The following is a 20,566-nucleotide window of genomic DNA, read 5'->3' as shown; positions in this document are numbered from 1 at the left end:
GGCGCAGGCCGGGATCACGATCTCAAATAACAAAGTCGATCGGCTGCGGCAGTTTGCTGCGGCCGATCACCATTTTCCCATGCAACGTTTCGATCTGTTTGCTACCCGTTTTCACGAATAGGAACGGCAGCAAGCCGTGAAGCACGCATGCAAAGCCGCCCAAAATCATTCGAACGCCGAACCCGCAAGCATGCCGCAAGTGCTGCCAATAGTTTTCGCCCACCGATTCTGGGTGCTCGGTAAAAAAACGTTTCATGGCTCAGGCTGCTCCAAAATTTCCGTCGTTCCGAGGCTTATAGGCTACCTTTCGGAAAAATATTTCCCAAATTCACCTCTCTTACGTCTTATTTGTGGTATTCTTTCTCGGATATGGACAAAAATATAGAACTTGATTCTCTTGATTGGGCAATTCTCGCGATTCTTCAGCGAGATAGCGCGCAGCCTATTCACGCCATAGGGGAAGCTGTGGGCCTCTCCACCAATCCGTGTTGGCGGCGTATCAAGCGAATGGAGGACGCGGGCATAATTGATCGTAGGGTTGCGCTGCTCAACCCAGACAAGATTGGGCTCGGCACGACGGTGTTTGTCACGATCCGCATCAATCGCCATGATAGCGAATGGCTGAAGCTTTTTTCGCAAGGCGTCGCAGCAATCGACGAGATAATTGAATGTCACCGGATGGCAGGCGACATCGACTATATGCTGGTTCTACAGGTTCGCGATATCGGTGACTATGATCGTATCTATCAAAGGTTGATCGCAAAGGTGCCGGGATTGTCCGACGTTAGTGCCAGCTTCTCAATGGAACGCATTAAGCACGTCACCGCCCTGCCCCGCCCGGCTTAACTATCCAGGATCGCAAGCACCGCATTCGCTGTTACAGGAGCCGCTTCGTCCAGAACCGCGCGGGTTATGTCGAGACGCTCCACCAGCTTTGCCCCCTGGATTAGGCCTGCCGCGCGGCGTGTTGTGTCAAGCAGGCCCGATTGCGACGCCAATACAGTGACATCGCCACTTACCCGAGCAAGACGATCCTCCAACGGGTAGCTGAAACCGGCATGGAAACCGGCATTCATCGCCTCACCGTGCCGCAGTTGTTCTACAAACATAGCAAAACTGCGGTCCATCCCCTGGCTTTCGATCCTACGCATAACGCCGCGCTCCCAAGCTGGGGCCAACGAAGACAAATCAGTCGTAAAACTAGGCGGTGTCCCATTGCTTTCCAGAAAACTTTTCCGTGCGTCTGGCGGAAACCCTGGAACATCACACAACACCATTCGGCGAACCATGCCTGGAGCTATCAGTGACAGCTCTGTCGCGACTAACGTGCCCGTGTGAAATCCGAATAGGTCAACCGGCCCTTCCCCGCACAAGGACTTGATCACAGCGGCCATCGCTTTGGCGTAGTCATCGATGGAGGCTTGAGCTGAGAAAGAATGAGATCCCCCGTGCCCCGGAAAATCGGGAGCGATCACTCGGCGATCTTTCGCCAGGTGCGGCAAGATATTGGTGAAGGCAAGCCCGCTAAAGGGCGCAGGATGCAAACAGATCAGAGGAGGAACGCCCCCTTCCTCTCCCGCCTCACGGAAATGGATTTGGCCATCTGGCCCATTACGATAGCCGCAGCTAATCATGTCAAGAATATAGCCACAGCGAATGACAATGTGAAAGACACCAAAGTTGCCACGACCACCGGGGCCAGGGTTTTCCACCCCGCGTCCAGCAACAACTCCAGGCGTGATCGCATCGCCGTGGCGGTCACCGCTAGCAGCAGACACCCCTTGGACAGGTTGAGCGACGCTTCGGTTGCCTGATCCGGGACCGCGACGAAGCTGTTTACGATCACCACAAGGAAGAAGACGGGTATGAACCACGGCAGCGCGACCCGTTTTGCTGCTCCCTCTGCTTTGGGGTTACCAGTCCGCGCGATCCACCAGGCGATCAATGCAACCATCGGCGCCAGCATTGCCACGCGCGACAACTTTACCACGGTCGCGCTTGCCCCTGCTGCATCGCTATAACTGTACCCCCCGCCAATGGCCTGTGCCGCATCATGCACGGATGCGCCGATCAGGAATCCCGCCTGCGCATCAGACAATCCAACCGATTGCGCGATCGCTGGGTAGGTTGACATGGCGATAGCGCTAGCCACAGCCACCCCAACAAGGGTGACGGAAAAGCGTGTCTGGTCCAACCGATCTTTCCCAATCACTCCGTACAAAGCGAGCGCGGCAGAGGCTCCGCAAATCGCGGTTGCGCCGCCGGCCAGAATACCAGTTTCACGCTGTTCGCCGAGTATCCTTGCAGTCACCATTGCACTGGCAAAGGTAACAATCATCACCAACAGCAAGCCGGCAAACGCAAGCCAGCCTAGCTCGGCAACCTGCGCAAATGTTACTTGCAGGCCAAGCAATACCAGCCCTGCCTGCAACAGGTAACGCGACGCAAGATCTAGCCCAGGCGCGGTCCGTTCGACCTCAGCTAGAAAGCTTAGGGCAAGCCCGATCAGAAGTCCGAGCAAAATGATCGGAAAGCCATAATGCTCCGCCAACCATACGGCCGCCAACGATGCCGTCCCGCATGCCGCAAGGCCTGGGAGGTAATCAAGGAGATGCAGCTTGGCCGCCGCTGGCGGTTCATAGAGCTCGCCAAAAAGATCGCCCGCATAAAAATCAGGCGTGCTCTGTTTCATCGGCCACTTCCATCGAGGCGGGCGATCTGGTCACCATAAAGCCGCCTTGTCATCGGCATCATGGCGAGCGGAATAATCGCAAAGATGAATGGCACAGTAGCAACCGCTAGCCGCAACTCATCCTCCCCGAACACAAGGCTCGATAACTCACCCACCATAATCGGACCGAGTGAACCGAACCAACTGATCGCGAGATAATACAGCGCAACGACTTGACCACGAATTTGGGCCGGCGTGATAACAAGCAAAGCCGTGACACCGATTGCCGAGACGATGCCGATCCCCACAGTATTGACACACAATATCAGGAAGGCCAGCTCAGCGCTGGGCATGAACATCGGCAAAGCTGCCGTTGGAACCATGATGAAGAACCCGATATACATCAAACGCAAGGCTGCATCGGGAACCCCCTTAGTTGTCCAGCTGTCTGAAATCGTGCCCATCAACATCATGTTGAGCGGACCGATAATCAGCAACGCAATGCCATTGAAAGTCGCATAGGTTTGCGGCGACCATCCCCAAGTCCGCTCAAAAACCGGGGCAAGAAACCCTTGGCTATACGCAATCGCGGTCATGCAACAGACGACCATCACGAAACCGAAATATAGCGCAAAATTATCAAAGATGTATCGGAACGCATCGGCAATCCCGTTTCCGGCAATTACGTCTTCGCTCGTTTGAGCAGGGCGTCTGATTGGTTCGCGAACGAAGAAAAACAGAGCCGCAAAAAACAGCCCCGGCAGGCCAACGACAATCAGTGTGAAACGCCACGGTTCTAACTCCCCAAACAGCGGTAAGCTTTGGGTGCCGCTGGCCGCCGTCCAGGCGATGACCGCACCCGATAGCAGTGAAGCAAGCCCCGCTCCTATCGGTAGTGCACTCGAATAGAACGCAATAGGCTTACCGCGTTTTTCCGGCGGAAAACTGTCTCCGATCATCGAGAATGTAGCGGGGCTAAGTGTTGCCTCTCCCACGCCCACGCCCATGCGGGCAGTAAACAACTGAGCGAAGCTTTTCGCGGTGCCCGTTGCCACGGTGGCCGCCGACCACAGTGCCATGCCGATAGCGACAATCCACGTACGCCGCCCGCGGTCAATCATCCATCCCATGAAGATGCCGACGAAACCATATACAATTGTGAAGGCAGACAGGAGCCAACCAATCGCCCTGTCCGACAATCCAAATTCAGCCTTTATCGGCTCAATCAGCAAACCAAGAATATAGCGATCAACGAAGCTGAAGATATAGGCCAGAGTTAGCAAGACGACGAGCGTCCAGCCAGCAACGGCACTGGGGTAAGGCTTGTCCTCAGCGTTCACTTCCGCTCCATCTTGGGCAACTGCCTCAGCGCTCACTCGCCGGCTCCCAAAATCTTGTAGATCACGACTAGATTGTCGTCGAAATCAACGATCCCAATCTCCCGGCCCACACGGCCATCGCCGGTCTTGAGTACTTCCTCCTCATAGACCGTAAGGCCAAGATCTCGCGCACCAGCCATCACGGCGTCAGGGTCTTGTGTTTCCAACACGATGGCATTGCGGCGCGGATGCGGAACCGGCTCCAGCACAATTCCCTTAATCTCAGTCAACGCCATGACACGTTGTTGGTTAGGCAGGCTAAGCGTAACGAAGCCAAGCGTTGCCTCTGTCGGAATGGCAAAGACGGGCCGTGAGTAACTATCCGGATTGTCGCCCAAACGATACTCAACCTCAAAACCCAGCACCTCTTCGTAAAAGGTCAGTGCGCGGTCGAGATCGGCAACAACAAAATTGCCGCGTTGAAATCGGACGGGAGGTTTGTCACTCATAGCCATTCCTTAGGTTCGCCGCGTACGCTGCAGCATTGGACGCCCACATTGGCGCCAAAATAGAGATTTGCGAGGGCCCGTGGCATAGCGCCAAAACCCTCTTCGATATCTTGCACAGGTTTCAATCGGCCATCGGCAACCCAGCCTGCAATGTCACCCATTACTTGATCCCATCGATCAATGTGATTGTAGACGAAGAAGCCCCGCATAACGCTGTCGGTTGCACGTAGGCGCGTGTAGTTGGATAGCATGAACGGCTCTTCACGAGTGTATTCGCTGATCGAACCGCACAATACAATGCGGGCATGCATGCGCAGACGTTCAAGACACGCCTCCAGTGTCTCCCCGCCGACATTGTCGAAATAGAGATCGATACCATCGGCGCGCAGTTCATCTAGCTTCGCCTCGATATCGTCTGCCTTGTAATCGATCGCCGCACGGCAGCCATGCTCCCGGATAAGGGCGCATTTTTCTGTGCCTCCAGCAATGCCTACAACATCGCAGCCAACCACATTTGCGGCCATTTGGCTGACCATTGAACCAACCCCGCCTGCGGCACCAGACAAGACCATTCGATCGCCTTCACGCGGATCACCGCAAGCGAACAAACCCGCATGCGCGGACAGGCCAGTCATCCCGAGAACGCCTGCTCCCAGTGCTGCGGGAAGACCGTTGTTCGGCATGCGGAAGAATTTTTCTTGCCGGGTCATCTTGCTGACCTTGTAGGTTTGCCAGCCGATCTGGCCCTGCACGACTTCACCCTCTCGCCAATCCGGGTGGCGCGATTTGACAACTTGCGCGACCCCGCGCCCGTGGATCACATCGCCCGGGCCAAGTGTGGCATCACCCGTCCGCGCTGTTCCTTGCATATAAAACCGCATGACCGGGGCCAGGCCGAGATAATGCGTGCGTAGCAGCACCTCGCCCTCCCCCGGCTCCGGGATTGGCTCCGCATGCCAGGCAAAATCATCGGGCACGACATTGCCTTGCGGCCGGTGCGCAATACGCCATTGATAATTGGCATCATCGTCAATGATGTGGTCCGCATGTGCATCAAAGGCAGAAAGGACCGCCAAATGGCTCACCCTTCATGCACTCGCACCAATTGATTTACCTCAAAGAAATAGCCGTCCAGATCCCACAAACTTGCGCCGACCATGTCCTTGACCTTGCCGTCTGCGCCGGTAACCGACCAATCGTTGGGTTCGGCATGAATGCGCGATCCATGGGCTCTGGCCCGTTCAATCGTAGCGCGGCAATCCTCGGCAGCGACAACGAAAACCGGGCTGCCGAAAGCGATCTCTGTCGGAACCTCAGATGGAATATCCGTCCGCTTGGGATCGACCCATTCCAGCAGGCCGATCATGCCAATCGTGTCGTGTTCTGCCTGCATAATAATCAGGCGGGTCTGATCGCCCTTGCTACCGGCTGCAAGCTGGTTGCCCGACAATGTGAACGGCACATCCATCCAGCGTTTCATGCCGAGTACGTTTTCATACCAATCTGCTGCCTTGTCGGCATCACGCACCATCAATGTGGTCCGCTTTATAATATCAACCATTGAGCGCATCCTTAATGCTTGGTGCCTCGATCAACAGCACCTGACAATCAGCTATTCCTTCGCGAAGCTTCTTCGCTTCGCCATATTCCGGGCTGTCCCAAAATGCTTTGGCCGCAGCCCTGTCAGGCCATTCGGAAATAACCATCGAGGCCCCGTCCCCAAAATCTCCTTCAAGCAATTCTGCTCCAGGCCCGCGTAGGATATATTTACCGCCGAACTTTGCGACCAGTGCGCCGGCAGTGGCACCGTAACCTTCAATGAAGGCATCGCGGTCAGCGATCTTTGCGGTAACGATCATGTAAGCAGGCACAGAATTCTCCTATTTCAGCCAGCGCGTCTTTTCGCGCAGATAGCATCCAGCATCCTTGGTATCGGTGGCCCGAATATCGAGCGCCCCATAATTGCCAGTCGCAACGCGCAGCATTATCTCAGCGCTTGCTCTGCGCAATGTTCACCAATCCAAAACTTGCTCCTTGAGACCATGCCTTAGAACGGCTTCACCGCGCCCAGGAAACACACGCTCGCGATGGTTATCCAATAGATATACGCAGAGATCCGCGCCTGGCCGATTTCCCTTGCCAGTGCTGCCTCCTGCTCTGCGTCAGGCCCCATTGCGAGTATCCTGAATCGCTCGGTCCAACGGCGCATGACCAGGCGAAGAAACAAACCAATGCAAAGGGCAAAAGCATACATAATCATTTTGGCCGGATACCAGTGATTTCCCTCACCCACCTCAATCGGGCCGTAGCCACTCAGCGCCATCACACCGAACAGCACGAGAGCTGCGATCAAAGGGTAGCGCAGCAATTCTTCTGTGCGAGAGATTTTGACGCCGATATCTGTCTCACGCTTGATGAAGGCCCCCCAGGTCATCCCCAGCCACGCTGCGAAGAAGAGCCACATCCACCAGACACCCGATCCATTGAGCATCGGCACAAAACCGAAGAGCTTGCCCATATGCAGCCCGAGCGGGAGCAACAGAACAATGCCCGTGCGTGCGAGAATATCGATGCGATAGGCCGTTTCCATATGCCGCTTGCGCTCTTCGAGCGACAACGCTGGGTTCGTCACATGATAACTGGTCTGAAAGACACCCCACTCACCGCCGAGCCAATAGACCATGGCCAGAATATGCACCCAGCGCAAAATGCTAAGCTCGTGCAATTCCAAGAATTCCATTTCCCCTCCCGTTCGCAGCAGACTGCTGGTTCAGTTAGCTCTTTGACAGCCGATCCACGATCTCCATGATTGGCGGATCTTCAGCCTCCATCGCTTCGACTTCTTGTTGGAAGCCGCGCATAATCCGAGAGACATATGCCTTCGTTGCTAGCCCGCGTTCTTCACCTTCTTCGCGTGTAGGCATGAAAGTCTCAACGTCTTCACGGGTCAGCGATCCGTTCTTTTCAAGGAGTCGCTCAACCGTGTCTTGCCGTTCACGCAAAGCGGAAACTTCAGCGGCCAAAGCGAACACAACGGAATAGAGGCGATCTAGCGCAGGGTCCTCAAAATACTCAGGACGTTTGCCTTTGGCTCGGCGCCCCGATGCGAGGACCCAGTCGAAATCTTCATTGTTCATGCCGCAACCGCCTGCGTCTCGCCTTTCCAGGCGCCATAAGCATTCCAGATCGCAGCGCGGCCGAAATCTTCTTCACCCTCGTCGGGAGACGGCGGAAAAATCTCTGGATCGACTACGGCGCGAACACCGATCGTGAATTGATTTTCGCGATCAAAGCCTGCTTCAGCCATCACCTGCTTAAGGTCCTGCGAGTGCATCGCGGTCCAGAAAGGCTCGTTGTTATTAAAGGCGTCCCAATCGCGCATGAACTGCTCGAACAAGGGCATTTCATCAGAGTATTGAGGTTGTTCAATGTGGAAGATCAGGCCGCCTGGCGCGAGCACACGGTGGGCCTCGGCCAAAAGCTTTGGCATCGCCTTGGCGGACAGCTCGTGCAGGAACATAGTGGTTTGCACCCAGTCAAAATGACCATCAGTCCAACGCGATAAATCCTCGCCAGATGCTTGGACAAATTTGATGTTTGTCACACCCATCGAGGCTGCACGAGCCGCCGCATATCGCAGGCTCGCGCCAGCAGTGTCGATGGCGATAACCTCTGCATCAGGATAAGCCAGTGCAATTGGCACGGCATTGTGGCCAACGGTACAGCCAATATCCAGAATCCGTTTGGGCGACCAATCAGGACGCTCTTTCTTGGCCCACTCAACAACGGCCTGCCCACCGCCATCGTTAAGTCCGCCAAGCGCGCCACCCGTTGTCGCGAACAGGCCAACATCATAATTGGCACCCATCGTCACGTCGCTAGGCACTTCTTCGCTGTGATAACCACCTGGCTGACAATGAATATCTACCGCAGTCTGGTAGTGTGGTTGCTCAATGGCCGGGTCGAGCTCAAGCATATTGGAATGCTCATTATACTGCCTGGCCAGCGCATTGAGTTCATCAATCTGGCGAAGCACGATCTGACGACCATTGTGTTGTCGCATCTCCATCGAATTGCGTTTCAACGCGGACCATGTTCGATGCCAGCCATTCTGATTCATTGCATCGCGGATCTCATAGCGATGCTCTGGATCTCGGCCATGCTCTGCCCGGAACGAGGGCAAGGCACGCTTTTCATAGGCCAGCTTGTTACCCGTCCCGATGGCACCGGAGACATAACGATTGAAATGAGTGAGGAAATTGAAGCGAGCAGCTTCGTCATGCTGAGGCTTAGGCAGCATAGGATGGCGAGTTAGAGCGGTATAAGGGGGCGGCAGATCGGAAGACATCTTTTGATCCTAAATAATTTGTCCGGACAAATTTGAAGCAAGCTCTTCTGGCTGTCAACGCCTCAATAGACAGAAAACGCATGAAACCGAATTCGGTTTTTGAAATTCATCAATGATCCCAGGCAAAAAATATCGTCGCTCGTGCGTGGATGCGGATTTTCGATCGGGGTCGCAGCGATTGGGCAAAGACAGATAGTAGAGTTTGCAATCACATTGAAATGTGGTACCTCGCAGATATGAGCACATCAACAATCACACGCGTTCGCACAATCGTCGAAAATGGCGAGATGACCAAAGCCGGCCTCGCCCGCGCCGCTGGCCTCCATGCTAACACTCTGCGCGACTGTGCAGATGAAGACTGGAATCCCACCACTGAGACGCTGACCAAGTTGGAAGCGTTCCTTGACGCCAATGATGAGCGCCCCGTTCTGGTCGGAATCGAAGAGATCATCGACGAAGCGCGCAATGGCAAGATGTACATCCTCGTCGATGATGAAGACCGCGAGAACGAAGGCGATCTGATCATCCCGGCGCAAATGGCGACACCCGCTGCGATCAACTTCATGGCGACGCACGGACGCGGCCTCATCTGCCTCTCACTCGACAAGGCGCGGGTTGATCAACTGGGTCTGGAGCCAATGAGCCGCAACAATAAGGAAAGCATGCAGACCGCTTTCACGATCTCCATCGAGGCGAAAGAAGGCGTGACCACCGGCATCTCTGCGGCGGACCGGGCGCGCACCGTCTCGGTTGCGATTGATGCGACCAAGGGTCCGGACGATATCGTCACGCCTGGCCATGTCTTCCCTCTGACCGCTCGCGATGGCGGCGTGCTGGTGCGTGCTGGCCATACCGAGGCGGCCGTGGACATTTCACGCCTTGCAGGTCTCAACCCCAGCGGCGTGATTTGCGAAATCATGAACGACGATGGCTCGATGGCGCGGCTTGATGATCTGGTGACATTCGCCCGCAAGCATGACCTGAAGATTGGGACAATCCGCGACCTCATCGCTTATCGCATGCGCAATGACCATCTGGTTGAGCGACTGGACGAACGCGCGTTCGATTCCGACTATGGCGGGCAGTGGCGCATGATTACCTATCGCAACACCGTGTCTGAAAACGAAGCCTACGTCTTGCAAAAGGGCCACATTCAGCCCGGCGAGCCGACCATCGCCCGCGTTCACCCGATCTCGGTGTTTGACGATGTGCTGGGCCAGCCTGGCCCGCGTAAACGCACCTTGCAGCGCGCGATGCAGGCGATTGGCGAGCATGGCTCTGGCATTATCGTGATCCTGACCGGTCGGGTTGGATCAAGCGGCGAATACACCGACGATGAGGCCAATCGCAACGTCGGCATCGGGTCACAAATCCTCGCCGATCTGGGCGTTGACGATATGATACTGCTATCCAATTCACAGCCCAACGTCGTGGCGATCGAGGGTTATGGCCTGAACATCGTCGGGCACCACCCCATTCCGGAGTAAAGATTATGGCCCGCATTCTGATCGTCGAAGCGCGCTTCTATGCGCATCTAAATGACATGCTGATCGCCGGCGCGAAGGCCGCGATTGAGGCCGCCGGGCACGAGGCGGAAGTGCTCACTGTGCCAGGTGCACTCGAGATCCCAGGCGCGATTGCACTCGCGGTGGAGGGCGGAGGCTATGACGCCTTTGTCGCGATTGGCGTGGTGATCCGCGGCGAAACCTATCACTTTGAGATCGTGGCCGGGGAAAGCGCACGGGCGATTATGGCGTTGACCATGGATGGCATTCCAATCGGCAATGGCATCATCACTACCGAGAACGAAGCACAAGCGCTGGAGCGCGCCAATCCCGCAGCGAAGGACAAAGGCGGTGAAGCGGCGAAGGCGGCGCTAGCCCTCCTGGACCTCACCCAAAGGTTCCCACGCTGACACTGAAAAAGGGGGAAAAGCTGTGCCAATTTCGAACTATAGGGCGAAAACTACGTAGTTTCCCTCTGTAGATTTTATGAAGGCATTAGGTTGAATTGGCAGCCATCAATTCAGCGCGTGTTGCAGTCCGCGGGACGACGTAGATGACCTTCAAATTGGGATCGATTTGTTTTGACCGCTCAAGAGAACGCAATCCAGGCTGAGATTGCGCCGATTATCATGACCCTAGAGGCACAGCTATCGAGATCTGGACAGGATCGGTGCGTTTATTGCCGCTGCACATGTTGATGCTGCGATCACCAAGCTGCGCATGGATTACATGTCAGGAATAGAAGGACCAAAACCGCCCACACGCCCGCATGCGTAATCACACGTAAAGCCAAACTTATTCCGCTCCATTATGGAGAGAAGCAAGGGCTACACAGGGCGACCGGGGGCAAACCGTTCAACCATTCTTCAAGCCCATATGTGCAAGGAGGATTGCTTGGTTCGGTCGAGTTCCACATCTCTCACCATGGCTATGCTGAGCTGACCATGGATGAAGCTCGCAGATCAACTTTATCAGACCGCGACATGTCAGACGAACATGTGACAGATAATGCTCTGACCGATCAGAGCGCAACCGATGAGCGTGCCCCCTCCAATCCGCAGACCAGCATCAATCGAGTGATCCCCGAACGAGTGCATCCCAACCAAGTTACGGTGACCTGGCACCCGTAGCAGACCAGTTAATCGCCATTGCAGAGCAGTTGCGCTCTGGCGATCAGGCAGCGGTCTTCGCTTCGCTCACCGGCGGGGAGGACAGGGCCAGCACAAACGCCGACGCCTGGAATGAGGGAGCCCCTGCCCCGATCTCAGACGCACCTCAAAGCGCCCCAACAACCTTATCAGCCCGGCGGCGCAGCTACGCGCTCATGGCGAGAAAAGCGTACGATGTGCGACGCACACGCGGCACCTTCTTCGGCGATCCTGATCTGTTTGGAGAGCCTGCGTGGGACATATTGCTCGACCTTTACGTCGCGCATGTCGACGATAAGTCCGTCTCTGTCTCCAGCGCCTGCATTGGCTCCGCCGCTCCGCCCACCACCGGGCTGCGCTGGCTTGGCGTACTGGCGGAACAAGGCCTCATTCTGCGCGAACAAGACGCTGAGGATCAACGCCGCATTTTGGTGCGGCTGAGCGACACCGGATTGAAAGCGATGGATCGCTATTTTGAAGAGGCGGTGAAGCGCGGCGCGACCTAGTCACCACGCATCAGCCGCCCTCACGTCACTGTCAGGCTTAAGCGCTCAGCGAACCAAAACAGCCCATTCCCGCATAGTCTGCGCTTGCGCCCAGCTCTTCCTCGATCCGGATCAATTGGTTGTATTTCGCGAGGCGGTCAGAGCGCGCCAGCGAACCGGTTTTGATCTGCCCGCAATTGGTCGCAACCGCCAGATCAGCGATGGTGGAATCCTCGGTTTCACCAGAACGGTGGCTCATAACCGAGGTGTAGCTCGCGCGGTGCGCCATATCGACCGCTGCCAGAGTTTCGGTGAGCGTTCCAATCTGGTTGACCTTCACCAACAGGGAGTTCGCCAGCCCCTTGGCAATGCCCATTTCCAAGCGATCTGGATTGGTCACGAACAGATCGTCGCCAACCAGCTGAACTGTGTCGCCGACCGCCTGTGTCAGAGCCGCCCAGCCGTCAAAATCGTCCTCGTCCATGCCGTCTTCGATGGAGCTGATCGGATAGTCTGCGCACAGTTTCGCCAGATAGTCGGCCATGCCCGGACCATCGAGCGACACGCCCTCGCCGGAGATTTCATATTTGCCATCACGGTAAAATTCAGTCGCTGCGCAATCAAGCGCGAGAACCACGTCTTTGCCCGGAGTAAAGCCAGCCTGCTCCACCGAGGCCATGATGAAATCGAGCGCCGCCCGTGTGCTCGCCAGATCAGGGGCAAAGCCACCCTCATCACCTACGGATGTCGCCAGGCCTTTGTCTGCCAGACCTTTTTTCAGTGTGTGAAAAATCTCAGAACCCCAGCGAACCGCCTCGGCCAGGGTTGGCGCACCGACCGGCATCACCATGAATTCCTGAATGTCGATCGGATTGTCCGCGTGCTCGCCGCCATTGATGATGTTCATCATCGGCACCGGCAGGCGGTGGGCCGAGACCCCGCCAAGATAAGAGAACAGTGGCATGCCGCGCGCATTCGCCGCCGCTTTCGCAACCGCCAAGCTTACACCCAGGATTGCGTTCGCGCCGAGGCGGCCCTTGTTCTCCGTGCCGTCCAAAGCGATCATCGCCATGTCGATATCGCGCTGATCCTCGGCGTGCAGGCCGTCCAGCATTTCCGCGATTTCGCCGTTAACCGCATCGACCGCTTTCAGCACGCCTTTGCCCTTGTAACGCGCCGCATCACCATCTCTCAGCTCAACCGCTTCATAGGCGCCCGTCGATGCCCCGGAGGGCACCGCAGCGCGCCCAAAGCTGCCGTCGTCCAGCAACACATCCACTTCAACGGTTGGGTTGCCCCGGCTGTCCAGAATTTCGCGGCCGTGCAGATCAATAATCGCAGTCATGTTTTGCTCCGGAGAGAATGTGTTGTATATTACTAAGACACCCCCATATAGTGGGAGCAAATGCGCTCTATGCTTCGGATCAATTCCGCGCAAGGCGCGTTGGACTATTGAAGCGAATGTGCCCCTATACATTCGCTGTGAATACGTATCTGGAGGATCAAAACAGACCAATGGCTGACGCAAAGAAAACCAAACCCGCCGCGAAGAGCGGCAAAGCCCCAGCTAAACGCACCCCAGCGAAAAAGGCATCCACTGCAAAGAAGGCTGCACCAAAGAAGGCCGCGCCTAAGAAAACGGGCGCGACCGCGAAATCAGCTGAGAAAATGCCTACCGTGCCGGTTGAAACTGGCAGCGAGCACCGTACTGAGGCGAAGAGCCGCTTTAACGCAGCGCTAGAAGAGGCCAAAGCAGGCGCAGCCGCACTGCGCGCTGAGGCTGGTACACGCGCTGGATCTTATCGGGAGAATGCAATGAACAAGAGTGACGATTTGGTGGCAGACGCCAAAGCTTACGGCGATCAGGCCAAAACCAAGGCCAATGAGCTTGCCACGGAAGGCAAAGCTGCGACCAGCGACGCAATCGCATCGGTTGGCCGCGTGGTTGGCGATACAGCTGCTCAAATTGATGAGCGCTTTGGCGAGCAATATGGCGATTATGCGCGCAAAGCCTCTCAAAGCTTGGTCGAAGCCTCAGCAAAGCTGGACGCGAAAAGCGTGGACGAGCTGGGCGAAGATGCCCGTGAAATGGTCCGCAAGAGTCCCGGCGTTGCCGTTGGTCTGGCCGCCGTTGCAGGCTTCCTGATCGCGCGCATGTTCCGCGGCTCTAACGATTAATCTGCGCTTGCTAGGGGCTGTGCATGCGCGATGAGGAACAGCCGAACCGTCTGGGAGACGATGCGAATTCTCACCCAGACGCCGCGCCAGCGGGCCAGAGCCCGGTGGACGGACAGGCTGTGTCTGATAACGCTGACACCCCCTTGCCCGACAACACAGATGACGATGAATTCAGCGAATCTCTAACCGAAGAGATTGCCGCGCTGATCGATGACGGCCGCACCTATGCCGAGGCAGAGCTTGCGTTCCAAAAACGGCGTGCAAGCCTGGCTGGTCGCAAGATCGGCGGTGCAGTTGTCTTTGCGATCCTGGCGCTCATTCTGCTGCATTTGATGTTCATCGCCTTGGCCGTCGGCATGGTCATCGCACTGGAGCCGTTGCTCACAATCTGGGGCGCGATCGGCATAGTCGTGGGCGTTCTGCTGCTCGGCGTGATCGGCTTGCTGCTGCTGGTTCGCAGCAATGCCCTGGGTCTAGTCGCGCTGTTCAAGGGCGATGACGACGCATGAGCAAGCTGGATGAGCAATTCCTTGAAGACCGCGAACTGCGCAACGCAGCCCTCGCCGCGCTAAAAGATGACATCACCCACCTGAAGACCGGCCTATCCGGCAAAGGTCTGGCAGAGCGCACCGTCCGCCGCATCGGCACTGGCGCGAAAGATGCGCTGAGCGATGCTGGCGAGGCAGCCAGCGACAATCGCGGCATTATAGCGGCATTGTTTGGCGCCATCGCTCTATGGTTTGCACGCGGCCCGATCCTCGAAGGGCTGGGCCTGGAGCTGATCGGAGCTGGCGAAGAAGATGGAGCAGCCGAGGATAACCTTGAGGCAGAAGCTTCTGAGCACGACACATTGAATGGTGGCGAGGCAATCGCCGAGACTGAACAGATCGCAGATGACGCAGCCCCTTCCCCCGACGATGCGCTCAGCGAGACAATACCCGGAGACAACAATGACTGACACAGGCGACAAGCGCGACGAGCTGCGCGCCAAAATCGAAGCCAGCGAGCGCCGCAATGCAAAACGCAGCATTGGCGATGATGCGGTCGAGGCGGCGAGCGCAGCGGGCGAGTTCATCAAGAATAACCCCGCCGTGGCTATTGGCGGCGCAGTCGCAGCGGGCCTTGCGATTGGCATGATGACCAAGCCGGGCCGCCGTGCGGCTGGCAAAGCGGCCAAAGGCGCGGTCAGCGGTGCGAAAAAGGGCGCAGAAAGCATCAAGACCGCCTCTCTGACCAGTGCCAAAAAGCGCAGCAACGAGGTACTCTCACTGCTCGGCGATGCTGTGATCGCATATGGGATCAATGCCATCGACAGCGCGATGGATGCCGCGCAAAGCGGCCAGGACGCGATCGAAGACCTGAGCGATGCTGGAACCGCCAAAGCGCGCGAGCTAAAGCGCGATGCCAGCCATGTAGTCGGCAGTGCCAGTGACACGACGCGCGCGATCTCTCGCCGGGCGACACGCAAAGCAGAACGCGCCGTGCGAGACATGAAGGGCCGCGTTACCCGCTGAGCCCTCTTGCGAAACCCTACCCACCAAACCAGGTGTTAATGCGCAGGACTTGCACCCAGCCACGCTTGCTTTAAGGGGCGCGGAGATATTCTTGCTCCCCAAGGAAAGGCGCCCAACATGGAAGAGACCACCCCAAGCCAGAAGCTCCACCTCGTAATGGGTGGCCGCGTGAATGACCCTCGCGGGATCGAGTTTGCTGACCCGGAAAGCATCCACGTTGTCGGCGTTTTCAGCAGCTATGATGCCGCCGAAGATGCATGGCGCGCGCAGGCACAGCGCACAGTAGATGATGCGGAAATGAAATATGTGCTTGTGCCGATCCATCAACTGCTGACGCCGGACGCATAAGCCCGACAGCGCGAGCGAAAGCTACGCTCAATGACATACACCATACGCCCGTACCGCGAGGCGGATGCCGATAGGCTTGCGGAGGTCATGCAGGCCGCGATCCTGTCGATTGGCTCTCGGGCCTATTCGCCAGAGCAGGTTGATGCTTGGGCAAACCGCGTGCCAGGCGGCAAACGTTTCCTAGAGCGTATAGCCGCTGGTGCGGCAATCTTCGTCGCCGTAGATGCCGATGATATGGTTCAGGCCTATTCGCTGCTGGAAATATCAGCGGAGTACGGCGGACACCTCGATCACCTCTATTGCCACCCTGATCACACGCGACGCGGCCTGGCAGAAGCCGTTCTCAGCGCAGCGGAAGAGCACGCACGCGAGCAAGGCTCGGCCCGCCTATACACCGAGGCTAGCGAACTCGCCCGCGCCGCGTTTGAGCGTGCAGGTTACGTTATTCAGAACCGCCGCAACTTTGAAATAGACGGCGTGCCGATCCACAATTTGGCCATGGAAAAGCCGCTCACTTAGAGCGACCTCACGCGCGAAGCTCAGATAAATTCGATCTTGTTGACGAGGTAGAACTTGTCGCCAGACGGGACCGTTACTTCGATCTCGTCTTCGACCTGCTTACCAATCATCGCCCGTGCGAGAGGTGAGCTGAACGAAATGCGTCCCGCTGCGGCATCAGCCTCTGTCTCACCAACGATCTGATACTTCACCGGCTTATCATCATCGTCGAGCAAAGTGACGGTCGCACCGAACACAATTCTGTCGCCGGTCAGCGTCGCTGGGTCGATAATCTGAGCGCGGCTGACCTTGCTTTCGATGTCGCCAATCATGGCTTCAACCTGGCCCTGACGCTCTTTCGCAGCGTGATACTCGGCATTCTCGGACAAATCGCCATGCGCACGAGCTTCTTCGATCGCATCAACAATTTTTGGGCGTTCATCACGCAAAGCTTTCAGATCGGTGGTTAGCCGCTCATAGCCCTCAGCCAGCATTGGAACTTTTTCCATCGTCGCCATTCCGTCTCTTTCTATTGGCCTAAGCCCCCGAGATTATGGGTCATTTCGTGCATAACCGCTTCTGCCGAGGCGGCGAGATTGCATCGAAATGTCGGGAAACTTCGCTGTATTACTCAGCTATAATAGTCTTGCAATGCGCGGACTTCAAGCTGGCTTGGCTTTACAGCGCCAATTGCGGCTGCCGCCGCCTTCGAAGCGGTGGCCGTTGTGTAATAGGGAACCTTCTTTTCCAAAGCGGTGGCGCGGATCGATTTGGAGTCCCGTAGAGACTGCCAACCCTCTGTGGTGTTGAAGATAAGCGCAATCTCGCCATCGATGATTTTGTCGACGATATGCGGCTGGCCTTCTGCGACTTTATTGACCTTCTCAACCGCCAGCCCTTGCTCCGCCAGATAGGTCTGAGTGCCTCCGGTCGCGACAACCTTGAACCCCTTGTCGATCATGCCGCGCACAGCAGGCACGATCACGCTCTTGTCGCTGTTTTTAACCGAGACGAACAAAGTGCCCTCGCGTGGCAGGGTCATCCCTGCGCCCAATTGCGATTTGAGGAAGGCGGCCTCAAAATTGGTGTCGATACCCATCACTTCGCCGGTCGATTTCATCTCCGGGGTCAGGATCGGATCGGCGCCGGGGAAGCGAGCGAATGGGAACACCGCCTCTTTGATTGCCATATATGGCAGGTCGCGGCGGAAAGCCGGGAAGTCTGCCAGTTTCTCGCCCGCCATCACGCGCGCGGCGATCTTCGCCACCGGTTGGCCGATGGCCTTTGCCACAAACGGCACGGTGCGGCTGGCACGCGGATTGACCTCGATCAGATAGACGACTTGCTTGTCATCCTCTTGCTTCACCGCAAACTGAATGTTCATCAGGCCGCGCACGCCCAATGCAAATGCCAGAGCCTCTGCCTGGCGCTCCATTTCAGCGATAGTTTCTGGCGGAAGCGAATAGGGCGGCAATGTGCAGGCGCTATCGCCGGAGTGTACGCCGGCCTCTTCAATGTGCTGCATCACGGCGGCGACGCGCACTTCGTCGCCATCACACAGAGCATCAACATCGCACTCGATAGCATCGCGCAGATATTGATCGATCAACACTGGACTCTCGCCCGATACATTGACGGCGGTGTTGATGTAATCATCAAGCTGCGCCTCGGAATCGACGATTTCCATCGCCCGTCCGCCCAGCACATAGGATGGCCGCAGCAGCACCGGATAGCCAATATGCGCAGCGACAGCGGCGGCTTCATCGCGGCTGCGCGCAATGCCATTGGCCGGCTGCTTCAGATTGAGCTTGTTCACCAGCTTGGCAAAACGCTCACGGTCCTCGGCCAGATCAATCGCGTCGGGCGACGTACCAAGGATCGGGATGCCAGCATCTTCGAGCGCTTGAGCAAGCTTCAGCGGCGTCTGCCCCCCGAACTGCACAATCACGCCCACCAGCTCGCCAGTGGATTGCTCCACTTGCAGGATTTCCAGCACATCTTCCGCAGTCAGCGGTTCAAAATAGAGCCGGTCCGATGTGTCGTAATCGGTCGAAACGGTCTCCGGATTGCAATTGACCATAATGGTCTCATATCCGACCTCTTCCAGCGCGAAGCAGGCGTGGACGCAGCAATAATCGAACTCAATCCCCTGCCCGATCCGGTTCGGACCACCGCCCAGAATCACAATTTTCTTGCGATCCGATGGGGCCGCCTCGCACTCTGGCTCTCCGAATGTCGGCGCCTCATAGGTCGAGTACATATAAGGCGTGATCGCCTCAAATTCGGCTGCGCAGCTATCGATCCGCTTAAACACTGGCCGCACACCCAGCCGCTCGCGCAGGGCGCGCACTTCGTCCTCGCTGGTTGCCCCCGCCATCGCTTGCAGCGCATCATGCAGCAGCCCGCTACGCTTCGCCTGCGTTTCCGCCATGCCGCCTGCCACGCCGACGGAACGCACCGCCAAAATCGCCAGCCGCTTGTCGGAAAAGCCCATGGCCTTCAGAGAACGCAAACCGTCCGCATCTTGCGGCAAGCCGTTCAGAGCAATGTCGCTCTCTGCGGCCACAATCGCCTCAATCTGGCGCAGAAACCACATGTCATACCCGGTGATCGGCTGAATATCTTCCGGCGTCATGCCCTCGCGCATAGCCTGAGCAACGTTCAGCAGGCGGTCCGGTGTGCGCTGGCTGAGCGCCGCGGTGACGACATCGCGGCTTACCCCCTCCAACTCGCGGACGCGGTTGAACCCGTCGAGCCCGGTTTCCAGACCGCGCAGAGCCTTCTGCATCGATTCCCGGAAGTTGCGGCCAATCGCCATCACTTCGCCGACCGATTTCATCGCGGTGGAAAGCTTCGCCTCTGACCCTTTGAATTTCTCAAAGGCAAAGCGCGGGATTTTCGTGACGACATAGTCAATAGTCGGTTCAAAGCTGGCCGGGGTCGCGCCTGTAATCTCGTTAGTGATCTCATCGAGAGTGTATCCCACCGCCAGTTTTGCCGCGACGCGGGCAATCGGGAAGCCAGTGGCTTTGGACGCAAGCGCGGATGAGCGCGACACGCGCGGGTTCATCTCGATCACGATCAGGCGGCCATCCTTGGGATTGACCGCAAATTGCACATTCGACCCGCCGGTTTCCACGCCAATCTCGCGCAGCACTTTGAGGCTGGCGGTGCGCATAATCTGATATTCTTTGTCGGTCAGTGTCAGCGCCGGGGCCACCGTGATGCTGTCGCCGGTGTGCACGCCCATCGCATCGACATTCTCAATCGAGCAGATGACGATGCAATTGTCCTTGCGGTCGCGCACGACCTCCATCTCATATTCTTTCCAGCCGAGCAGCGATTCCTCGATCAGCACCTCCGTGGTGGGCGATGCATCGAGCCCTTCGGAGACAATCTTGTCGAACTCCGCCTTGTTATAGGCGATGCCCCCGCCCGTGCCGCCAAGCGTGAAGCTGGGCCGGATAATCGATGGCAGGCCAGTGCGTTCCAGAATTTCGCGCGCTTCCTCCAGCGTGTTGGCGACGCCGCTGCGCGCACTTTCCAACCCGATCGCATCCATCGCATCGCGGAAACGCTGGCGGTTCTCCGCCTTGTCGATTGCGTCTGCTTTTGCACCGATCATCTCAACACCGAACTTCTCCAGCGTGCCATCGGCATCCAGTGCAAGCGCGCAATTGAGCGCGGTCTGCCCGCCCATCGTCGGCAGCAAGGCCATTGTCTCATCGGGATGCGCCGCGCGCTCTTTCTCGATGATCTTGGTCACGATCTCTGGTGTGATCGGCTCAACATAGGTCCGGTCCGCAAACTCCGGATCGGTCATGATCGTGGCCGGATTGGAATTGACCAGAATGACCCGGTACCCTTCCTCTTTCAGCGCCTTAATCGCCTGAGTGCCCGAATAATCGAACTCGCACGCCTGACCGATGATGATCGGACCAGCGCCAATGACGAGGATGGAGGATATGTCGCTGCGTTTGGGCATCTAGGCGTGACCCTTAAAAGGATGGTTGTGGTAGGGGAGAGACATGGCGGCGGGGATC

The 20,566-nt window shown here is 57.1% G+C and carries 25 protein-coding genes; 11 read left to right on the top strand and 14 right to left on the bottom strand.

What is annotated here, in order from left to right; translation table 11 throughout:
- Nucleotides 1-22: 22 nt before the first annotated feature.
- Nucleotides 23-256 (bottom strand): DUF6356 family protein, encoded by a 234-nt coding sequence (locus AC0V6O_RS06650; RefSeq protein WP_472638547.1) that lies wholly within the window; start codon nt 254-256, stop codon nt 23-25.
- A gap of 113 nt (nt 257-369) precedes the next feature.
- Between AC0V6O_RS06650 and AC0V6O_RS06645 the strand changes: the two genes are divergently transcribed.
- The gene (locus AC0V6O_RS06645; RefSeq protein ID WP_486142589.1) at nt 370-846 is read left to right on the top strand and encodes an Lrp/AsnC family transcriptional regulator; all 477 of its coding nucleotides are present in this window, start codon (nt 370-372) and stop codon (nt 844-846) included.
- Here AC0V6O_RS06645 and AC0V6O_RS06640 read toward each other — a convergent pair.
- The 10 genes from AC0V6O_RS06640 to AC0V6O_RS06595 all read right to left on the bottom strand — a co-directional run bounded on the left by AC0V6O_RS06640 (nt 843) and on the right by AC0V6O_RS06595 (nt 8,847).
- The gene (locus AC0V6O_RS06640; protein WP_486142587.1) at nt 843-1,634 is read right to left on the bottom strand and encodes an alpha/beta fold hydrolase; all 792 of its coding nucleotides are present in this window, start codon (nt 1,632-1,634) and stop codon (nt 843-845) included. The genes AC0V6O_RS06645 and AC0V6O_RS06640 overlap by 4 nt on opposite strands.
- Nucleotides 1,631-2,692: a YeiH family protein gene (locus tag AC0V6O_RS06635; protein WP_486142585.1), complete on the bottom strand. Its 1,062-nt coding sequence runs from the start codon at nt 2,690-2,692 to the stop codon at nt 1,631-1,633. The genes AC0V6O_RS06640 and AC0V6O_RS06635 overlap by 4 nt, the downstream gene beginning before the upstream one ends.
- The gene (locus AC0V6O_RS06630; RefSeq protein ID WP_486142583.1) at nt 2,689-4,047 is read right to left on the bottom strand and encodes an MFS transporter; all 1,359 of its coding nucleotides are present in this window, start codon (nt 4,045-4,047) and stop codon (nt 2,689-2,691) included. Before AC0V6O_RS06630 ends, AC0V6O_RS06635 begins: the two co-directional genes overlap by 4 nt.
- Complete coding sequence (locus tag AC0V6O_RS06625) at nt 4,044-4,499, bottom strand: VOC family protein (protein WP_486142581.1); 456 nt, start codon at nt 4,497-4,499, stop codon at nt 4,044-4,046. Before AC0V6O_RS06625 ends, AC0V6O_RS06630 begins: the two co-directional genes overlap by 4 nt.
- A complete protein-coding gene (locus AC0V6O_RS06620) occupies nt 4,496-5,575 on the bottom strand; it encodes an NADP-dependent oxidoreductase (protein WP_486142579.1) in 1,080 nt (359 codons plus the stop codon). The genes AC0V6O_RS06625 and AC0V6O_RS06620 overlap by 4 nt, the downstream gene beginning before the upstream one ends.
- 5 nt (nt 5,576-5,580) lie before the next feature.
- Complete coding sequence (locus AC0V6O_RS06615; protein ID WP_472638540.1) at nt 5,581-6,060, bottom strand: VOC family protein; 480 nt, start codon at nt 6,058-6,060, stop codon at nt 5,581-5,583.
- A complete protein-coding gene (locus tag AC0V6O_RS06610) occupies nt 6,053-6,370 on the bottom strand; it encodes a DUF1330 domain-containing protein (RefSeq protein WP_486142576.1) in 318 nt (105 codons plus the stop codon). Before AC0V6O_RS06610 ends, AC0V6O_RS06615 begins: the two co-directional genes overlap by 8 nt.
- 176 nt (nt 6,371-6,546) lie before the next feature.
- A complete protein-coding gene (locus AC0V6O_RS06605; RefSeq protein ID WP_486142574.1) occupies nt 6,547-7,239 on the bottom strand; it encodes a hypothetical protein in 693 nt (230 codons plus the stop codon).
- A 34-nt stretch (nt 7,240-7,273) separates the two neighbouring features.
- Nucleotides 7,274-7,636 (bottom strand): hypothetical protein, encoded by a 363-nt coding sequence (locus tag AC0V6O_RS06600; RefSeq protein ID WP_472638537.1) that lies wholly within the window; start codon nt 7,634-7,636, stop codon nt 7,274-7,276.
- A complete protein-coding gene (locus tag AC0V6O_RS06595) occupies nt 7,633-8,847 on the bottom strand; it encodes a class I SAM-dependent methyltransferase (protein WP_486142572.1) in 1,215 nt (404 codons plus the stop codon). The genes AC0V6O_RS06600 and AC0V6O_RS06595 overlap by 4 nt, the downstream gene beginning before the upstream one ends.
- A 236-nt stretch (nt 8,848-9,083) precedes the next feature.
- On the opposite strand from AC0V6O_RS06595, the gene ribB reads away from it, so the two are divergent.
- The 4 genes from ribB to AC0V6O_RS06575 all read left to right on the top strand — a co-directional run bounded on the left by ribB (nt 9,084) and on the right by AC0V6O_RS06575 (nt 12,006).
- Complete coding sequence (gene ribB, locus AC0V6O_RS06590) at nt 9,084-10,334, top strand: 3,4-dihydroxy-2-butanone-4-phosphate synthase (RefSeq protein ID WP_486142570.1); 1,251 nt, start codon at nt 9,084-9,086, stop codon at nt 10,332-10,334.
- A gap of 5 nt (nt 10,335-10,339) precedes the next feature.
- Nucleotides 10,340-10,762, top strand: coding sequence for a 6,7-dimethyl-8-ribityllumazine synthase (gene ribH, locus AC0V6O_RS06585; protein WP_486142568.1), 423 nt, complete (start codon nt 10,340-10,342; stop codon nt 10,760-10,762).
- Nucleotides 10,763-11,242: 480 nt separating this feature from the next.
- Nucleotides 11,243-11,482 (top strand): hypothetical protein, encoded by a 240-nt coding sequence (locus AC0V6O_RS06580; protein WP_486142566.1) that lies wholly within the window; start codon nt 11,243-11,245, stop codon nt 11,480-11,482.
- Between the two features lie 215 nt (nt 11,483-11,697).
- Nucleotides 11,698-12,006, top strand: a complete 309-nt coding sequence (locus AC0V6O_RS06575) for a hypothetical protein (protein WP_486142564.1) — start codon at nt 11,698-11,700, stop codon at nt 12,004-12,006.
- 37 nt (nt 12,007-12,043) lie between these two features.
- Here AC0V6O_RS06575 and eno read toward each other — a convergent pair whose 3' ends face one another.
- Complete coding sequence (gene eno, locus AC0V6O_RS06570; protein WP_486142562.1) at nt 12,044-13,330, bottom strand: phosphopyruvate hydratase; 1,287 nt, start codon at nt 13,328-13,330, stop codon at nt 12,044-12,046.
- A 170-nt stretch (nt 13,331-13,500) separates the two neighbouring features.
- Here eno and AC0V6O_RS06565 point away from each other — a divergent pair, with 170 nt between their 5' ends.
- The 6 genes from AC0V6O_RS06565 to AC0V6O_RS06540 all read left to right on the top strand — a co-directional run bounded on the left by AC0V6O_RS06565 (nt 13,501) and on the right by AC0V6O_RS06540 (nt 16,544).
- Nucleotides 13,501-14,163 carry a hypothetical protein gene (locus AC0V6O_RS06565; RefSeq protein ID WP_486142560.1) on the top strand — a complete coding sequence of 221 codons (663 nt, stop codon included), beginning with the start codon at nt 13,501-13,503 and terminating at the stop codon, nt 14,161-14,163.
- 23 nt (nt 14,164-14,186) lie between these two features.
- Nucleotides 14,187-14,672, top strand: coding sequence for a phage holin family protein (locus tag AC0V6O_RS06560; protein WP_486142558.1), 486 nt, complete (start codon nt 14,187-14,189; stop codon nt 14,670-14,672).
- Nucleotides 14,669-15,121: a hypothetical protein gene (locus AC0V6O_RS06555; protein ID WP_486142556.1), complete on the top strand. Its 453-nt coding sequence runs from the start codon at nt 14,669-14,671 to the stop codon at nt 15,119-15,121. The genes AC0V6O_RS06560 and AC0V6O_RS06555 overlap by 4 nt, the downstream gene beginning before the upstream one ends.
- Complete coding sequence (locus AC0V6O_RS06550) at nt 15,114-15,677, top strand: hypothetical protein (RefSeq protein WP_486142554.1); 564 nt, start codon at nt 15,114-15,116, stop codon at nt 15,675-15,677. Before AC0V6O_RS06555 ends, AC0V6O_RS06550 begins: the two co-directional genes overlap by 8 nt.
- A 117-nt stretch (nt 15,678-15,794) precedes the next feature.
- Nucleotides 15,795-16,025 carry a DUF4170 domain-containing protein gene (locus AC0V6O_RS06545; RefSeq protein ID WP_472638525.1) on the top strand — a complete coding sequence of 77 codons (231 nt, stop codon included), beginning with the start codon at nt 15,795-15,797 and terminating at the stop codon, nt 16,023-16,025.
- Between the two features lie 30 nt (nt 16,026-16,055).
- A complete protein-coding gene (locus tag AC0V6O_RS06540; protein ID WP_486142552.1) occupies nt 16,056-16,544 on the top strand; it encodes a GNAT family N-acetyltransferase in 489 nt (162 codons plus the stop codon).
- Nucleotides 16,545-16,564: 20 nt separating this feature from the next.
- Here the strand turns inward: AC0V6O_RS06540 and greA are convergent, their stop codons facing one another.
- On the bottom strand, nt 16,565-17,041 hold the full coding sequence (gene greA / locus AC0V6O_RS06535) for a transcription elongation factor GreA (RefSeq protein ID WP_472638523.1): 477 nt from the start codon (nt 17,039-17,041) through the stop codon (nt 16,565-16,567).
- 113 nt (nt 17,042-17,154) lie between these two features.
- On the bottom strand, nt 17,155-20,508 hold the full coding sequence (gene carB / locus AC0V6O_RS06530; RefSeq protein WP_486142550.1) for a carbamoyl-phosphate synthase large subunit: 3,354 nt from the start codon (nt 20,506-20,508) through the stop codon (nt 17,155-17,157).
- Nucleotides 20,509-20,566: the final 58 nt, after the last annotated feature.

The organism is Erythrobacter sp. JB2-19 (assembly GCF_057365005.1).
This window is presented reverse-complemented; position numbering and strand designations above follow the sequence as displayed.

Coding starts and splice junctions, on each gene's coding strand:
- AC0V6O_RS06650 (WP_472638547.1), bottom strand. CDS start 256: ATGAAACGTTTTTTTACCGAGCACCCAGAATCGGTGGGCGAAAACTAT.
- AC0V6O_RS06645 (WP_486142589.1), top strand. CDS start 370: ATGGACAAAAATATAGAACTTGATTCTCTTGATTGGGCAATTCTCGCG.
- AC0V6O_RS06640 (WP_486142587.1), bottom strand. CDS start 1,634: ATGATTAGCTGCGGCTATCGTAATGGGCCAGATGGCCAAATCCATTTC.
- AC0V6O_RS06635 (WP_486142585.1), bottom strand. CDS start 2,692: ATGAAACAGAGCACGCCTGATTTTTATGCGGGCGATCTTTTTGGCGAG.
- AC0V6O_RS06625 (WP_486142581.1), bottom strand. CDS start 4,499: ATGAGTGACAAACCTCCCGTCCGATTTCAACGCGGCAATTTTGTTGTT.
- AC0V6O_RS06615 (WP_472638540.1), bottom strand. CDS start 6,060: ATGGTTGATATTATAAAGCGGACCACATTGATGGTGCGTGATGCCGAC.
- AC0V6O_RS06605 (WP_486142574.1), bottom strand. CDS start 7,239: ATGGAATTCTTGGAATTGCACGAGCTTAGCATTTTGCGCTGGGTGCAT.
- AC0V6O_RS06600 (WP_472638537.1), bottom strand. CDS start 7,636: ATGAACAATGAAGATTTCGACTGGGTCCTCGCATCGGGGCGCCGAGCC.
- AC0V6O_RS06595 (WP_486142572.1), bottom strand. CDS start 8,847: ATGTCTTCCGATCTGCCGCCCCCTTATACCGCTCTAACTCGCCATCCT.
- ribB (WP_486142570.1), top strand. CDS start 9,084: ATGAGCACATCAACAATCACACGCGTTCGCACAATCGTCGAAAATGGC.
- ribH (WP_486142568.1), top strand. CDS start 10,340: ATGGCCCGCATTCTGATCGTCGAAGCGCGCTTCTATGCGCATCTAAAT.
- eno (WP_486142562.1), bottom strand. CDS start 13,330: ATGACTGCGATTATTGATCTGCACGGCCGCGAAATTCTGGACAGCCGG.
- AC0V6O_RS06565 (WP_486142560.1), top strand. CDS start 13,501: ATGGCTGACGCAAAGAAAACCAAACCCGCCGCGAAGAGCGGCAAAGCC.
- AC0V6O_RS06560 (WP_486142558.1), top strand. CDS start 14,187: ATGCGCGATGAGGAACAGCCGAACCGTCTGGGAGACGATGCGAATTCT.
- AC0V6O_RS06555 (WP_486142556.1), top strand. CDS start 14,669: ATGAGCAAGCTGGATGAGCAATTCCTTGAAGACCGCGAACTGCGCAAC.
- AC0V6O_RS06550 (WP_486142554.1), top strand. CDS start 15,114: ATGACTGACACAGGCGACAAGCGCGACGAGCTGCGCGCCAAAATCGAA.
- AC0V6O_RS06545 (WP_472638525.1), top strand. CDS start 15,795: ATGGAAGAGACCACCCCAAGCCAGAAGCTCCACCTCGTAATGGGTGGC.
- AC0V6O_RS06540 (WP_486142552.1), top strand. CDS start 16,056: ATGACATACACCATACGCCCGTACCGCGAGGCGGATGCCGATAGGCTT.
- greA (WP_472638523.1), bottom strand. CDS start 17,041: ATGGCGACGATGGAAAAAGTTCCAATGCTGGCTGAGGGCTATGAGCGG.
- carB (WP_486142550.1), bottom strand. CDS start 20,508: ATGCCCAAACGCAGCGACATATCCTCCATCCTCGTCATTGGCGCTGGT.